This is a genomic window from Heliobacterium chlorum, assembly GCF_014502795.1.
Taxonomy (GTDB): domain Bacteria; phylum Bacillota; class Desulfitobacteriia; order Heliobacteriales; family Heliobacteriaceae; genus Heliobacterium; species Heliobacterium chlorum.
Window position 1 is genome coordinate 78982 of sequence record NZ_JACVHF010000003.1, and the last position, 14967, is coordinate 93948.

Annotated in this window: 17 protein-coding genes and 1 other annotated feature; all 17 genes read right to left on the minus strand. The window is 51.4% G+C overall.

The genetic code is table 11. The features are described from left to right. Positions 1 to 35: 35 nt before the first annotated feature. On the minus strand, positions 36 to 1163 hold the full coding sequence (locus tag H1S01_RS05050) for a BMP family ABC transporter substrate-binding protein (RefSeq protein WP_188039012.1): 1128 nt from the start codon (positions 1161 to 1163) through the stop codon (positions 36 to 38). Positions 1164 to 1485: 322 nt separating this feature from the next. Beyond that, positions 1486 to 2376, minus strand: coding sequence for an L-serine ammonia-lyase, iron-sulfur-dependent, subunit alpha (sdaAA, locus tag H1S01_RS05055; RefSeq protein WP_188039013.1), 891 nt, complete (start codon positions 2374 to 2376; stop codon positions 1486 to 1488). Positions 2377 to 2436: 60 nt separating this feature from the next. After that, on the minus strand, positions 2437 to 3099 hold the full coding sequence (sdaAB, locus tag H1S01_RS05060) for an L-serine ammonia-lyase, iron-sulfur-dependent subunit beta (protein ID WP_188039014.1): 663 nt from the start codon (positions 3097 to 3099) through the stop codon (positions 2437 to 2439). An 8-nt stretch (positions 3100 to 3107) separates the two neighbouring features. Continuing rightward, positions 3108 to 3476 (minus strand): ribosome silencing factor, encoded by a 369-nt coding sequence (rsfS, locus tag H1S01_RS05065; protein WP_188039015.1) that lies wholly within the window; start codon positions 3474 to 3476, stop codon positions 3108 to 3110. Next, complete coding sequence (yqeK, locus tag H1S01_RS05070) at positions 3463 to 4086, minus strand: bis(5'-nucleosyl)-tetraphosphatase (symmetrical) YqeK (RefSeq protein WP_188039016.1); 624 nt, start codon at positions 4084 to 4086, stop codon at positions 3463 to 3465. Before yqeK ends, rsfS begins: the two co-directional genes overlap by 14 nt. Before the next feature lie 77 nt (positions 4087 to 4163). Then, positions 4164 to 4418: an RNA recognition motif domain-containing protein gene (locus H1S01_RS05075; RefSeq protein ID WP_155475119.1), complete on the minus strand. Its 255-nt coding sequence runs from the start codon at positions 4416 to 4418 to the stop codon at positions 4164 to 4166. Between the two features lie 102 nt (positions 4419 to 4520). Continuing rightward, positions 4521 to 5306, minus strand: coding sequence for a nicotinate-nucleotide adenylyltransferase (gene nadD / locus H1S01_RS05080; protein WP_188039017.1), 786 nt, complete (start codon positions 5304 to 5306; stop codon positions 4521 to 4523). Continuing rightward, positions 5287 to 6543, minus strand: a complete 1257-nt coding sequence (locus H1S01_RS05085) for a glutamate-5-semialdehyde dehydrogenase (RefSeq protein WP_188039018.1) — start codon at positions 6541 to 6543, stop codon at positions 5287 to 5289. Before H1S01_RS05085 ends, nadD begins: the two co-directional genes overlap by 20 nt. Before the next feature lie 47 nt (positions 6544 to 6590). Further along, positions 6591 to 7730 carry a glutamate 5-kinase gene (proB, locus tag H1S01_RS05090; RefSeq protein ID WP_188039019.1) on the minus strand — a complete coding sequence of 380 codons (1140 nt, stop codon included), beginning with the start codon at positions 7728 to 7730 and terminating at the stop codon, positions 6591 to 6593. 172 nt (positions 7731 to 7902) lie between these two features. Then, positions 7903 to 9234 carry a GTPase ObgE gene (gene obgE / locus H1S01_RS05095; protein ID WP_188039020.1) on the minus strand — a complete coding sequence of 444 codons (1332 nt, stop codon included), beginning with the start codon at positions 9232 to 9234 and terminating at the stop codon, positions 7903 to 7905. A gap of 30 nt (positions 9235 to 9264) precedes the next feature. Beyond that, complete coding sequence (locus H1S01_RS05100) at positions 9265 to 9741, minus strand: Spo0B domain-containing protein (RefSeq protein WP_188039021.1); 477 nt, start codon at positions 9739 to 9741, stop codon at positions 9265 to 9267. 87 nt (positions 9742 to 9828) lie between these two features. Continuing rightward, complete coding sequence (rpmA, locus tag H1S01_RS05105) at positions 9829 to 10107, minus strand: 50S ribosomal protein L27 (RefSeq protein ID WP_170291615.1); 279 nt, start codon at positions 10105 to 10107, stop codon at positions 9829 to 9831. Further along, positions 10101 to 10448 (minus strand): ribosomal-processing cysteine protease Prp, encoded by a 348-nt coding sequence (locus H1S01_RS05110; RefSeq protein WP_188039022.1) that lies wholly within the window; start codon positions 10446 to 10448, stop codon positions 10101 to 10103. Before H1S01_RS05110 ends, rpmA begins: the two co-directional genes overlap by 7 nt. A gap of 12 nt (positions 10449 to 10460) precedes the next feature. Beyond that, entirely contained in the window at positions 10461 to 10772 is a 312-nt protein-coding gene (rplU, locus tag H1S01_RS05115) for a 50S ribosomal protein L21 (protein ID WP_155475125.1), read from the minus strand. A 9-nt stretch (positions 10773 to 10781) separates the two neighbouring features. Continuing rightward, positions 10782 to 10861: a sequence feature (ribosomal protein L21 leader region), on the minus strand. A gap of 222 nt (positions 10862 to 11083) precedes the next feature. Next, positions 11084 to 12328: an Rne/Rng family ribonuclease gene (locus tag H1S01_RS05120; protein WP_188039023.1), complete on the minus strand. Its 1245-nt coding sequence runs from the start codon at positions 12326 to 12328 to the stop codon at positions 11084 to 11086. Beyond that, on the minus strand, positions 12325 to 13023 hold the full coding sequence (locus tag H1S01_RS05125) for a TIGR03936 family radical SAM-associated protein (protein WP_188039024.1): 699 nt from the start codon (positions 13021 to 13023) through the stop codon (positions 12325 to 12327). The genes H1S01_RS05120 and H1S01_RS05125 overlap by 4 nt, the downstream gene beginning before the upstream one ends. Continuing rightward, positions 12998 to 14926, minus strand: coding sequence for a TIGR03960 family B12-binding radical SAM protein (locus H1S01_RS05130; protein ID WP_207732192.1), 1929 nt, complete (start codon positions 14924 to 14926; stop codon positions 12998 to 13000). The genes H1S01_RS05125 and H1S01_RS05130 overlap by 26 nt, the downstream gene beginning before the upstream one ends. Positions 14927 to 14967 lie beyond the last annotated feature (41 nt).

Below are 14967 nucleotides of genomic sequence, written 5' to 3' on the forward strand. Positions count from 1 at the left end.
GCCAAAAGGAAGGCGGCCTGCGGTCACTCTAGTACTTATTGTTTGGCGCTGGGAATGGCTCCGTCTACACCTTGTACAAACCAATCAAATCCGAGCATTTCTTTGTCGGTCATCTTCTGACCTTCCTGAACTTTCACTTGTCCTTGTTGGTCTTTGATGGGACCGGTAAAGACGTCCCACTGACCTTTCATGATAGTATCTTTTTTCTTCGCTACGAGTGCTTTGGTATCTTCGCTGACCATGGGACCAAAAGGCGCCAAGTCGATGATATTATCGCTCATCGGACCCCAGTATTGTTCAGTTTTCCAGGTCTTGTCCATGACGGCTTTCACCGTTTTTACATAGTAGGGACCCCAGTTCCAAACGGGGCTAGTCAAAACAGCTTTCGGCGCAAACTTGCTCATGTCTGTGTTGTAGCCGATGCCAAACTTGCCTCTTTCCTCGGCAGCCTGCATCGGAGCCGGTGTATCCTGATGTTGGGCGATGACGTCGCAGTTTGCATCGAGGAGGCTCTTGGCAGCATCTTTTTCTTTGGCCGGATCATACCATGTATTCGTCCAGACGACTTTCACCGTGGCTTTGGGATTGACTTCTTTAACACCCAAGGTGAAGGCGTTAATACCACGGATGACTTCGGGGATAGGCATAGCGGCTACATAACCGATCAGGTTGGTCTGGGTTTGTTTGCCGGCTACGAGACCAGAAAGATAACGGGCTTGATATTCTCTGCCGAAGTATGTACCTACGTTATTGGCAGTCTTAAAGCCGGTTGCATGGAGGAAAACGACCTCGGGAAACTTCTTGGCCACTTTTTCTACATAGTCCATATAGCCAAAGCTGGTGGCAAAGATGACCTTGTTGCCTTTAGATGCCAGTTCGGTTAATACCCGTTCAGCGTCGGCGCCTTCAGGAACTGATTCGACGACTGTCGTCTCTACGTTAGGCATTTCTTTGACCAGATACTGGCGACCTTGGTCGTGAGAGTAAGACCAACCAGCGTCACCAACAGGTCCCACATAGACAAAAGCCACTTTGATTTTATCTCCGCTGCCAGCTGCCGGTGCATTGCTAGCTTGTTTCCCGCCGCCGCAGCCGACAACAGCGACAGACAGGATCAGCAGAATGCTGAGGAACATGAATAAATACTTGCGCTTCAGTTTCATTTCTCTGAATTCCTCCTTAATTTTTTCCTGTTTTTTAATCACCTAAGTCGCTCAAACTTTCCTGCCTCCACGTCCACCCCCTCGATTTGTTCTTTGTGTAACATTCAAAACGCCCTTCACCACGGAGCTAATATCCCTTCGCGGTGAAGGGCGTCCTTTGCCCTCCGGAGATCAACTTAGAAAAAGGATCTTCCAATTACACTTGTAATTTTATTCTCAGTATTGGGGAAAAGCAATATTTTTTCGATAAATAAACCCTGAATTCGACAAAAAACGCCACGATGAAGTGTTGCCTTCATCGTGGCGTCTGGAGCTTGTCAGCTTATTCTTCTATGTGTCCAAAGAGTTTTTTCGCCCATGCCCTTCCCGTGGGTGTAGCGGCCAACCCGCCTAAAGCAGTCTCCCGAAGGTTCTTTGGCAAGGAGCCGCCAACCGTTCCCATCGCATCGATAACCTCGTCAACAGGTATGGCGCTTTTGATACCGGCTAAAGCCATCTCAGCCGCGACGATTGCCTGAGCAGCAGCGCCCGCATTTCGTTTTACGCAGGGGACTTCCACGAGCCCGGCCACTGGATCACAGACAAGGCCGAGCATGTTTTTTAAGACCATAGCTACCGCTTCCCCGACTTGAGAAGGCGTACCGGAACAAAGATCTACTGCGGCACCAGCGGCCATCGCGGCTGCAGAACCGCATTCCGCTTGACAACCTCCAGCTGCCCCTGACAAGGAGGCCCGTGAGGCAATCACCATGCCGATGGCACCAGCGACGACAAGCCCCTTCGCTAGTTCTCGTTCAGTGAGATGATGAGATTCGGCTATGGTAAACAGCACCGATGGCAAGACGCCGCTTGCCCCTGCCGTCGGTGCTGCAACGATCCGACCCATAGAAGCATTCGCTTCACCAACAGCCAAAGCCATCGTGATCGCTTTGGAAAGCGACGTCCCGCCGATAACTTTTTCAGGCTTTGACTTCAGGTATTCGTCGAGTTTACGAGCGTCTCCCCCAACGAGTCCACCGACGGATCGAACACCTTGTAATCCTATCTGAACAGCTTCGCGCATAACTGCAAGCATCGATTCCATACGTTCGAGAATCTCTTGTGCTGGCAGTTCCAACGCTTCAACTTGATTTTGGATACAATAGTTTGCAAATGTGGTGTTTTTCTCTTCTGCTTGTGCGATCCAATATTGCAACGATAATTTTTCGGTCAACGCCGTTCCCGCCTCTTCCAGTCTACACCCATTCCCGCTGTGTAACAGGTAAAAGAAAACCTACATGGCTTGTATCCTGCGTACCGCTTCCACTTGAGGAAGAGAACTGATGGCCCGAATCGTTCCGTCTCCAACGGGTTGATCCGTCTCAAGGACCATAAGGGCTAAGGCCCCTTTTTGTTTACGTGACACCCGCATTTGAGCGATATTGATCCCCTGGGAAGATAATATACCCGTTACCAAGGTGATCGCACCGGGACGGTCATGATGCATTACCAACAACGTGGCAAAGTCACCGGTAAATTCCAAAGGAAAGTCGTCCACTTCTGTAACCAGTACCCGTCCGCCTCCGATGGAAGAACCGGTTATGACAGAAGCCACACCTTGTCTTCCCTTCAGCCGAAATCGAACCGTATTGGGATGGGCCAGTTCTCCCAGGTTTTCCTTATGAAAGGTTACCGTCAGCCCGGCCTCTCGCGCATGGTCGAAGGAGGAAGGAATACGGGCATCATCGGTGGACCAGCCCAAAAGGCCGGCCACCAGGGCCAGGTCAGAACCATGACCCTGGTAGGTTTGGGCAAAAGAGCCGTGCAGGCCGATGCTCGCTTCTTGAACAGGCTCGCCAAGGATGGACAGTGCCACATTTCCCAAGCGAACCGCCCCGGCTGTATGTGAGCTAGACGGGCCGATCATCACCGGTCCGATGACATCAAAGATGTTCATGACCGCTGCTATTGCACGAAATCGGAAAAGTTCGGTTCCATAGCCCTTGGGGCGTCCCCCCAGAGACGTTCTAGGTTATAGAAGTCTCTCGTCTCAGGCTGGAATATGTGAACCACTACAGCGCCGTAATCCATCAGGATCCAACGACCTTCTCGGTACCCTTCCGTCCTCAACACTTGGATGCCCATATCTTTCATTTTGTCTTCGATGTTTTGGCAGATCGCTTGTAGTTGCGGCGTCGAGTTACCGTTACAGATAACAAAGTAATCAGTTACGCTGGAGCGTCCTTGCAGATCCAAAATCATGATGTCAAAGGCTTTTTTATCCGAAGCAGCTTCGGCGATCTCTATAGCGAGATGTTTACTATTGTGTCCCAATTCGTCGATTCCCTCCTGAGTCTCTATTGATTTTTTCGTTCCATAGGAGTTGATTGCGAGCACCGATCGTCAAGGGATGAAGCATGCGCCCTTTGCGAAGGACATGGTAGATGCTCTGTTCGAGGGCGACGATCATAGCCTTGTCCAAGGATTTCACAGCCGTATCCCGGATTTTTTCGACTCCCGGGTAAGAACGGTTTGGCTCCATTTTGTCAGCTAAGTAGACGATTTTCTCTAAGCTTCCCATCTGGGGATGACCGACAGTGTGGCAGCATATGGCGTTTAATACGTCTAGATCTTGAACTCCGTACTTTTCTTGAGCCACATGGACACCTACATAGGCATGAAGAAGTTCCGGCTGCTCCCACTCCCACGGCTCCAGAGTAATTTGTGCCTGTTCGCAACGTCTGCGTTGCTTCTCTGCCGGCCACTCCCGAGCGACGTCGTGAAGCAATGCGGCAGCCATCGCCTTCACCGGATCAAGGCCGTGACACTTCGCCAGTTGGGAAGCCGTCTGTCCTGCGCCAACGATGTGCCCATAGCGACGGCTGCTCATCTCCCGGGTCATATCCTCCTTCACGCGTCCGATGATGGCTTCCCAATCTTCCAATAAGATCATCCTTTCCTTTCATAACAATAATAAACCCCCTATACCAAAAAGGTCTAGGAGGTGAGCATAAAAAACTCTTATTCACCCTGTCTGGGTTTGGCCTCATTGACGGTCAACTGTCTACCTTCAAACTCTGCGCCGTTCATTGATTCAATCATGCGTTCGGCGTCTTCGTCGTTGACCTCTACAAATCCGAAACCTCTGGAGCGACCGGTCTCCCTGTCTGTGATGATTCGAGAACTGATGACCTCACCATAGGGAGAAAATAGTTCGGTTAGGTTTTCGGGCTTTGTTGCCCACGGAAGGTTACCTACATAAAGAGTCCGTGTCAAATTTGTTCACCTCACCATAAAGCCAGATCTCTAGTGCAATTTTTGTCGCGGCTTTTGACCGCTCCTTGCGCTCGCGACTTAGTATGACCAGATGCATCGGCCTTATTCGTGAGTCCCACTATCGACATAAAGACCCCGTTCGGCAATACGATGGATAACAGGCTCTGGGAGAAGGTATTTGATGGTGCGCCCTTCTTGTAAACGCCTTCGGATATCAGTGGAAGAAATAGCCAAAGCCGGGACTTCGATTAAATGGATCCGTTGAGAAAAATCCCTGGACATCTGCTCCACCGCATCCCTCAGGTGTTCCCGGTCATATCCCGGTCGGTAGGCGGCGATGAAGTGACATTCTTTCATCAGTTCGTCGATGCGGTGCCAGGTCATGATTTCCAAGATGGCATCGGCACCAGTGATAAAATACAATTCCGCTTCACCACCATAAGCCGATCGAAAGGCACGGACCGTGTCGATGGTGTAGGAGTACCCCGGGCGGCAGATCTCGATATCCGACATACGGAAGCGCAGATTAGAGCAGGTGGCCAATTCAGTCATACCGTATCGTTCCGAGGGGTCGGTGACAGAGAAAGCTCGCTTATGAGGCGGTCGTCCTGACGGAACAAAAATGACCGTCGACAAGCTAAAAAGGTCCGCCGCCGCTTCCGCCGTCACCAGGTGACCGTAGTGGACCGGATCGAATGTCCCACCCATAATGCCAATTTTTAATGGCTTTTGGGCTGAGCAATATATCCTCGTTTTGGGTACTTTAATCCCAAAGGAGCTGTCCACCCATTCATAGTCCGCCGCATCTGGAGGAATGGGAATAACAACGCCGTGGGGACCAATGATAAACCCTTTTTGTTCTTCGCTGTTACTGCCGGATTTGGCCATCGCCGTAGCAGACGTATTTGATTGTCGTCATTTCGTTCAGACCCATCGGTCCGCGAGCATGCAGCTTCTGGGTTGAGATACCGATCTCAGCGCCCATGCCGAACTGGAATCCATCGGTGAAGCGTGTTGAGGCGTTCACATAGACAGCAGCAGCGTCGACACAGCGGGTAAACTCCCGGGCTCGAAGGTAGTCATTGGTGACGATGGCTTCCGAGTGGCCAGTGCTGTAGCGGCGGATATGGGCGAGAGCTTCTTCAAAGCTGTCGACGACACGGACAGCTAATATAAGGTCTAAGTATTCTGTTTGATAGTCTTCTTCGGTCGCTTCCTTGGCGCCTTCAATCAGCGCTAAGGTACGGGGGCACCCGCGCAGTTCCACATTCATTTCTTGCAGCCTTTTACCGACATGGGGTACGAATTTGCGTGCCACATCTTGATGGACAAGCAACGTTTCCATGGCGTTACAGACACCAGGGCGGTGGGTTTTCGCATTGATGACGATGTTTTCGGCCATATCCAGATCGGCATGGGAATCCACATAGACGTGGCAGTTGCCTACTCCTGTTTCAATGACTGGCACAGTGGCATTTTTGACGACTGTTTGAATCAGGCCGGAACCACCTCGTGGAATGAGGACGTCTAGGTATTTGTTCATGGTCATCATCTGCTGGGCTACTTCACGGCTTGTGTCTTCTACGAGTTGAATCGAACCTGATGGCAAACCTGCTTCTTCGGCGGCCGCAGCGATGACTTTGACGATGGCCGTGTTGGAACGGATCGCTTCCGAACCGCCTCGCAACAGCACAGCGTTTCCCGTTTTCAGACAAAGCCCAGCCGCATCAACCGTCACGTTGGGCCGTGCTTCATAGATAATTCCCACAACGCCCAAGGGAACCCGGACCTGGCCGATTTCGAGTCCATTCGGCCGGCGCCATTGGCGAACTACTTCACCGATGGGATCGGGCAAACTGACCAAGGCGTATAGCCCTTCGGCCATCTCTTCGAGCCGTTTCTTGTTGAGCATCAGTCGATCTAGAAGCGCATTGGACATGCCTTTGTTACGGCCTGCCTCCACATCGAGGGCGTTGGCCGCTAAAATCTCTTCTTCCTGAGCCACAAGGGCGTAGGCCATCGCTTCCAGGGCTTTATCTTTGATCTGCGATGATATGGACGCCAGTTTGTAGGCGGCGTCTTTTGCTTGTTTACCTTTGAGGGCTAATTCGGTAACGAGATTCATATTTTTTCCCCCTCTTTGCCACAGCATTGATTTCTTTTTGCTCCAGTCTACCGGGACGCCATGACAGTGAGATTATCCCTGTGGATGACCTCATCATACCCCTTAATTCCTAAAAGAGTCTCAATATCCTGGCATTGTTTTCCCATGATACGCTGCACCTGATCGGCAGAATAGTGAGTGACCCCGCGAGCTACCTCGTATCCTTCAGGAGCGATGATACTGACCATGTCGCCGCTCTGGTAGTCGCCTTCTGTCATGACAATACCACAAGGCAGCAGGCTCTTTCCGCCCGTGATCAGCGCAGCGACCGCTCCTTGATCGATGGTGATGCGTCCGCTGCAGGCGGAGCCAAAGGCAAGCCAACGCTTGTAACCGGGCAGCGGTTTTTCAGCTGGAATAAACAACGTTCCTATATCGTCACCAGCCATGATTTCCCGGAGCACATTTGGGCGGTTACCTGGTGCGATTACCATGGCCACACCAGAGTCTACACTGATCCGTGCCGCCTGGAGTTTCGTCGTCATACCTCCGGTTCCCAGATTCGATCCAGCACCAGCCGCCATGGATTCGATCTCCGGTGTGATCTCTGCCACCTCATGGATAAGGACTGCCGAAGGATCGACACGAGGGTTGGCCGTGTAAAGCCCGTCGATGTCCGTCAACAATACTAAGACGTCGCTATGTACGAGACTCGCCACCATAGCAGACAAGGTGTCGTTGTCTCCAAAACGAAGGCGGATCTCGTCGACAGCGACGGTGTCATTTTCATTGATGATTGGAATGACGCCCATCCGCAGAAGAGATTCCAGCGTATTGCCAGCGTTGATATACCGTTTTCGGAAGGCGAGGTCATCACGGGTGAGCAAAACTTGGGCAACCACTTGACCGTATTCGGCAAACAGTTTTTCGTACATATGCATGAGGATTCCCTGACCGACGGCAGCACAAGCCTGCTTTTCGGGGACTGTTTTCGGCCGCTTCTGTAGTCCCAGTCGTCCCATCCCTGCACCGACAGCCCCCGAGGAAACAAGCAGAAGCTCATAGCCTTGATTTGCCAGATCAGCTAACTGACGGACCAGCTTTTCTATCTGCTCCAGGTTTAGTTTGCCGGTTCCATGGGTCAAGGTGCTGGTACCCACCTTGACGACGATCCGGCGCGCCTTGGGCAGATCTCGTCGAGATAACAAAAGGCGCACCTCCCAATGTTGGCGAATGAACAGAACAAGTCGTCAACATCGATTTTCCTTATAAGTTCTCGGTTCCAAAAAGCTTTCCTGCCGAAGATCACACTGACAGAATAGCCTTATCTTTATAACTATTCGAGTTTTTTTCTAGTTGCCTCTTTACCGTCATTAAGGTCTATTCTTCGTTATCCGCCTCATCAGGGTCAGGGGCATAATCTCCGCCAAACTCGACGAAATCAAACTCTAATTCTCTAATTCGAACTTGATCACCATGTTTCGCCCCTACATCGCGCAAGGCCTGATCGACACCCATCCTGTCGAGGATCCGTTGTAAACGAGTCACCGATTCTTCATTTTCGAAGTTAGTCATGGCCACATGCCGCTCCACTTCTGCACCGGAGACGACAAAGGTACCCTCTTCGTCACGGTCAATGCGGAAACGTTCCTCTTTCTTACCGGTGACGCGAACGTCCATATGTTTTTCGGCAGTCACCGTTTCGAAGACAACCGGTCCCATTGCTTCTAAACCATGATAGACATGCCAGAGGAGCGGTTCCAGCCCTTGCGTGGTTGCCGCTGAAACAGGGAATATCAGATGTTCATCTCCGAGTTTTTCTCGAAGACGTTCCAAATTCCCTTCTGCCCCAGGCAGATCCATTTTGTTCGCTGCCACCACCATAGGCTTTTCAGCCAAATCTGGTTTATACAAGGCTAGTTCCTTGTTAATCGCGTCGAAGTCTTCTAAGGGATCGCGCCCTTCACTACCGGAGATATCGAGCACATGAATCAAAAAGCGGGTCCGCTCTGTGTGACGCAGAAAATCATGCCCTAGTCCGGCACCGGCGTGAGCACCTTCGATCAGTCCCGGGATGTCGGCCATAACAAAGCTCTGACCTTCACCCAACCGGACTACACCGAGGTTCGGCTCAAGGGTCGTAAAGTGGTAGTTGGCGATCTTCGGCTTAGCCGCCGAAACAGCGGAGATAATCGTCGATTTCCCAACATTAGGAAAGCCAACCAACCCTACGTCAGCTAGGACTTTCAACTCAAGTTCTAACCAACGCTCCGCACCGGGCTCACCGTTTTCAGAGATGGTTGGAGCACGGTTGACTGAACTGACAAACTTCGCGTTTCCCCGTCCACCCCGTCCACCTTTGGCCACGATCACTTTTTGGTTGTGACTCGTGATATCGGCAATCAGGGCGTTCGTTTCGGCATCTTTGACAACGGTACCGATAGGGACTTTAACGGTCATGTCCTCGCCATTACGGCCATGCATATTTTTACCCATGCCATGCTCGCCGCGTTCCGCTTTGTAGTGCCGTTGATAGCGAAAGTCGACCAGGGTTCGAAGTCCCTCGTCACCAATAAAGATGACGTTACCTCCGCTGCCGCCGTCACCACCGTTAGGACCGCCTTCAGGGACATATTTTTCCCGGCGAAAGGATGCTACTCCGTTACCGCCGTCGCCGCCTTTAACGTAGATTTTTGCCTGATCGTAAAACAAAAAAGCAACCTCCTAGATGATGTGCTGCGATTATTTGGGGCTGTTCTGCCAGTAGGCATCCATAAGTTGAGGTTGTCCACGGAAATAAAGGACGAGGATGTCCCCACCGTCTTGACCGGGCCTCCCTGTGAGCATGCTATCGATCGCTTCCAATGCTTCCTCGGCCAGTTGGCGAGCTTGCCTGTCACCTTGCCATAAAGAAGGGTTCCATTGGGGAGATACCCGGACTTGCAGTTCCACCGATATCTGCCGAAGCTCTTGTGCTTTCAGAATCAGGCAGGCAATGACCGGCATTACCCCTAACGCCAAAATGCCTCCTGCCGCTTGAAGTCCGGCAGCCACTTCTTTCATGTATTCGACAGCTCGATCTTGACGGTTGATCTGTACATAGCCCATGATGGTTTGAATGTGGTTGACGAAATCATGGCGCAGGTGACGCCACAATTCGATCCAAGCCTCTGTTCCCGGCGAGAAGGACCGCTCCAGTATCGCTTCTTTTGCTTCCATCGTTCTCTCCCATTGAACTAAATCAAGAACAGCCCCTGCTAATAATATTGACAAAAAACCCCCGGATTTCTCCGGGGGTGCTGTGATTTAGACTGCGTATACGCTAACCTGTTTTTTGTCCCGGCCTTTTCGTTCGAACTTGACTACACCGTTCACCATGGCGAACAAGGTGTCGTCACTGCCGATACCCACGTTATTTCCGGGATGGATTTTGGTGCCACGTTGGCGAACAAGAATATTGCCAGCAATAACTTGTTGCCCGTCGCTGCGTTTTACGCCCAGCCGTTTGGCTTCAGAGTCGCGTCCGTTTCGGGAGCTGCCGACCCCTTTTTTATGGGCGAAATATTGCAGATTCATGACTAACACGGGAGACACCTCCTTTTTTCCATTTTCAAGTAACGCGGATAATTCTCCGCGGTTTTTTCTAAACCGAGTACCATTGTTTCCAGGATAATCTGGGCTGTCCGCGCATCGTCAGTCATCAGAGGGTCCATTAGCATGCAACGCAAATTCCCTGGTCCCGGTGCATCTACTTCCAGGGCTTGATCGCCGAGAAAGTGTTCCAGCCCGTTGACAGCCGTTAGCGTCAACGCTGACACGCCCGCACAGACCACATCTTGGCCGTGGGGTGCTGCTCCTGCGTGACCTGTCGCTTCAAAACCCAAGATTCGCCCGTTGTCGTCGACATAAACTTTTACTTTTACCATGGTTCAGCCCAATTAGGCTTCGATAGCTTCCACACGGACTTGGGTAAAAGCTTGACGATGACCTTGTTTTTTGCGATAGTTCTTTTTCGACTTATACTTGAAGATGATGATCTTCTTGCCTTTGCCGTGCTCTTCGACTTTGAGCAGAACTTTTGCGCCAGCGACGGTGGGAGCACCCACTTTCAGGTCGCCTTCGGATCCGACGGCGAAAACGCGATCGATCGTGATCACATCACCGGGGTTGGCTTCCAGCTTTTCTACGTTCAGCACATCGCCCTGTTGGACTTTGTACTGCTTGCCGCCAGTTTCAATAATTGCGTACATGATGACACCTCCTACATCTAGACTCGCCAAGTGCAAGGCGCGGCTTACGCCAACTTCATCCAGCCCGACCTGAGCGGTTGTGACCAGGGGACAGATACCTACAAATCAATATAATATCGACATAATTCACTTTTGTCAACTGTTCACTACGAGAATATCGCGTTTTAGGGCAGCAGGTAAGTAAGCGGACTCGAAGCCCGCGGCGAACTCGGTCCATACAGCCCGCTCCGCTTTAGTACGAGTATCGCACTCATTTATTACACCCCGTACCCTCGGACGCAACAAGCGGTCTTGTGAAAAGGACCGGTCGCCTATGTGATCGGCGATTTCCGGTACACCCTCCCCCTCCCGTCGCAGCAACTACAAGGCTCCGTCAACATAGACGTGAGACTGTCTCGAACCTTCTTACGGGTCATCTCGACCAAGCCTAACGGCGTAATTCCCAGCACGTTCGTAGGGGCTTTATCTCTTTGCAAGCTTTCTCGCAGCACATCAAGCACCTCTTGCCGGTGGCTGTCTACTGTCATGTCGATAAAATCGATGACAATGATGCCGCCAATGCTGCGAAGTCGAAGTTGGCGGGCGATTTCTCGAGCCGCTTCTAAGTTCGTCTTGCGAACGGTATCTTCCAAGTCATGTGTACCTGTATACTTGCCTGTATTGACATCGATCACCGTGAGAGCTTCTGTCTCCTGAATGACGAGATACCCTCCCGATTTTAACCACGTTTTGGGACGGAGGGCCTTCTCGATTTCCACTTGCAAGTTGAACTCTGTCCAATAATCGCGGCCGTCTTGCAAATGGAGGCGGCTGCGCAAAAGAGGGTAGTTTTCCTCTGCCCACTCCCACATTTGATTATAGGTGGTGCAATCGTTCACCCGGATTTGTTGTACCTCATCATCGATCATGTCCCGCAAGATCCGCTCAACTAGAGTCCCGCCTTGGTAGACAAGACTTCGCGATGGGCGGCGTCTAATTTTCTCTTCGATTTTTTGCCACCGTTCTTGGAGACGTCTGATGTCTGCAGCCAATTCATTTTCATCGGCTCCGACAGCTGTTGTCCGGATGATGATCCCCATCCCAGGGATCTGGACTCGTTCAGCCACTTCTTTCAGCCGCCGTCGTTCCCGCTCATCTTCAATGCGTTTGGATACACCTACATGATCCATCATGGGCATCAGGACGACCCAGTGGCCTGGCAGTGTTACGTTGCGAGTAACACGGGGCCCTTTGGTCCCAATCCCCTCTTTGAGGACCTGTACGAGCACTTCCTGTCCCGGCTTGAGAATATCTCCGATGGAGGGGCTGATCCCTTCCTCCTTCAGTACGGTTGGAATCGCTTCTTTTACGTATAAAAAAGCGTTCCGTTCAAGTCCGATATCTATAAAGGCTGCCTGCATACCGGGCAGAACATTTTCTACGTTGCCTTTGTAAAGGTTGCCGACGATCGAGCCTTGTTCGTTTTTTTCCCAATGTAATTCAGCCAGGTGGTCATCTTCCAAGAGAGCGATTTTCGTATGGCTCTCTTCCACCTGAACGAGGACCACTTTGTTCATATCACTTCTAAGGGCGTCATGAGCCGATCCCCTTTGGCTACGAACAAGCCGAGCCGTAGGATGCGGATCCGCTCTATATGGACAGGCAAGCTGCCTGTGCGCGCCACGATTTCTAGAACTTCTTCGGGCCGAACGTTCCCCTCACTGCCGGTCTGCACAACCATCTCCAGAACGAGGTGACTTTCGACAATATGACCTGTTAACTGATAGATTCCGCCACGAATATCCTTGGTGGATCGGCCTTTTTTGCCTTCCCGTTCTACCAGCCAAGCTTCCTCTGCGAGGCTTTTAGCGAGAGCGGCTTTTACCATTCCATCTTCAATCTCTTTGGCCAAGGGGACCCGTACCCGGTACTGGGCCCGGTTGACAGCGGCCATCAGTGCCTGCGTTCCTTGGGGAACTTTTTTTACGGCTTGCACACCGAATCCTTCCGGCATTGCCTGTTGGAGCTTTTCTTTCACCGTTTCAGGCGCCATGTCCTCAGCCAGTTCAATATCTGCATATTCACCGAGGGAGACGACACCGACGGCTAAAGCCGAGGCAAAGGCGATTTTGGGGTGAGGATTAAAACCCTCTGAAAATGCCAAGGGAATTTCAGCTCGGCGCAAGGCCCGCTCAAAGGCTTTTTGGGTATCCAGATGGGAAAGCCAGCGGACTGGATCTTGTTTGCTAAATGCGATCCGAATTCGGTACATGCTTTTCACCCCGCAAATCCAGACTTACGCCAAGGGTAGGACAAACGCCGCAACCGGAACATGAATCGAGGCGGCAGTCATGGGTCAAAGACTCTTCTAAGGCTTTTTTATGTTCCCGGACTAAATATTGGCGTTGCACACCGAAATCGAGATGATCCCAGGGCAATGGTTCGTCGTAACGGATGGTGCGGTAGGCGTAATATTCGGGATCAATATTCGATTCGGCAAAAGCTTCCTGCCAGCGATCAAAGTGGAAGTATTCGGACCATCCGTCGAAAGTACAACCTTTTTGCCAAGCCCGGTAAAGAACATCTCCGATTCGGCGATCCCCTTTGGCCAAGACAGCCTCCATAAAACTTACCTTTGCATCGTGCCAATTGTAGTTGATGCGGCGATCTTTGAGGCGCTTTTTTAAGTAAGCCTGTTTTTCTTCAAGTTCTTCAATGCGAGCCTGTGGTTCCCATTGAAAGGGTGTTTGAGGCTTCGGTACAAAGGATGAGGTGCTGACGGTCACCTTAACACTCTTTTTGATGCCTTTTTCTCGCAGGATACCGGTTCCGCGGTAAACGACCCGTTCGGCCAGTTGAGCAATCCCTTCCAAGTCTTCCTCTTTTTCAGTTGGCAAGCCGATCATGAAATAGAGCTTTAGGCCGGTCCATCCGTTAGCGAAGGCGCTCTCTACGGTTTCCATGAGGTTTTCCTCAGTGACTCCCTTATTGATCACATCGCGTAGGCGCTGTGTCCCTGCTTCCGGTGCAAAGGTCAACCCGGTTTTACGCACTTTTTGTACTTCCTTGGCCAAATTCACTGAGAAGGCGTCGACCCGGAGGGATGGCAAGGATACTCCTACTTTTTGCTCCTGATGAGTAGCGATCAACGATTGGATCAGCGGTTCCACACAAGTATAATCGGCTGTACTCAACGAGGTTAGGGCGATCTCGTCATAGCCTGTCGTCTTGACCAGTTCGTCAGCCTGTTTTTTTAATGTTTCCATCGATCGTTCTCGAACAGGTCGATAGATGCTTCCAGCTTGACAAAACCGGCAGGAACGGGAACAGCCCCGAAGGACTTCTAGCATCACCCGGTCATGGACGACATCCATGAAGGGCACAAGCGATTTTGTCGGGAAATAGGCCTTGTCCAAGTCAGCTACAATCTGCTTGGAAATACGGGCAGGCACACCAGAACGGTTTGGTATCGTACCTTTGAAAAGACCTTTTTCGTCGTATTCAGATCGATAGAAAGCGGGCACGTAGACACCGGGGATTTGGGCTAGGGCGAAGAGCAACTCTTCACGGCCCCTCGTTTCGGCACAAGTCCGCCAACGGCCTGCTTGTTTAAATTGAGCGATCCTCTGGAGGATTCGTGGCAGTACTTCCTCCCCTTCCCCTAAAACGACCAAATCGACAAAATCTGCCAGCGGCTCCGGATTGACTGCACAGGGACCACCGGCCATGATCAGTGGTGCATCATCGCTTCTTTCGATCGATTTGAGCGGAATCCCAGCTAAATCAAGCATGTTGAGGATGTTCGTATAGGACATTTCATATTGAAGCGTAAAGCCTACGACATCAAAGTCTGTCAAGGGCCGGCGGCTTTCCAAGGAGAACAGCGGTAATTGACGGGCACGCATCTCCTTTTCCATGTCTACCCAAGGTGCGAAGACCCGTTCCATGACCATCCGGGGCTGTTCGTTAATTAGATGATACAAAATGCGCAGACCTAAGTGGGACATCCCCACTTCGTAGACATCGGGAAACCCAAACGCCATTGATACATCGATGTCAGCCCAGTCTTTCTTTACTTGATTATACTCCCCGCCGGTGTACCGGGTCGGTTTCGTCACCTTGGTGAGCAGTCCCTCTTCTAATGCCTTGTTTATCGATTCATGAGTGTGCTGCAATTTGATCCTCCGCTCAGTCTCTTTATGATCTATCGCCCCGT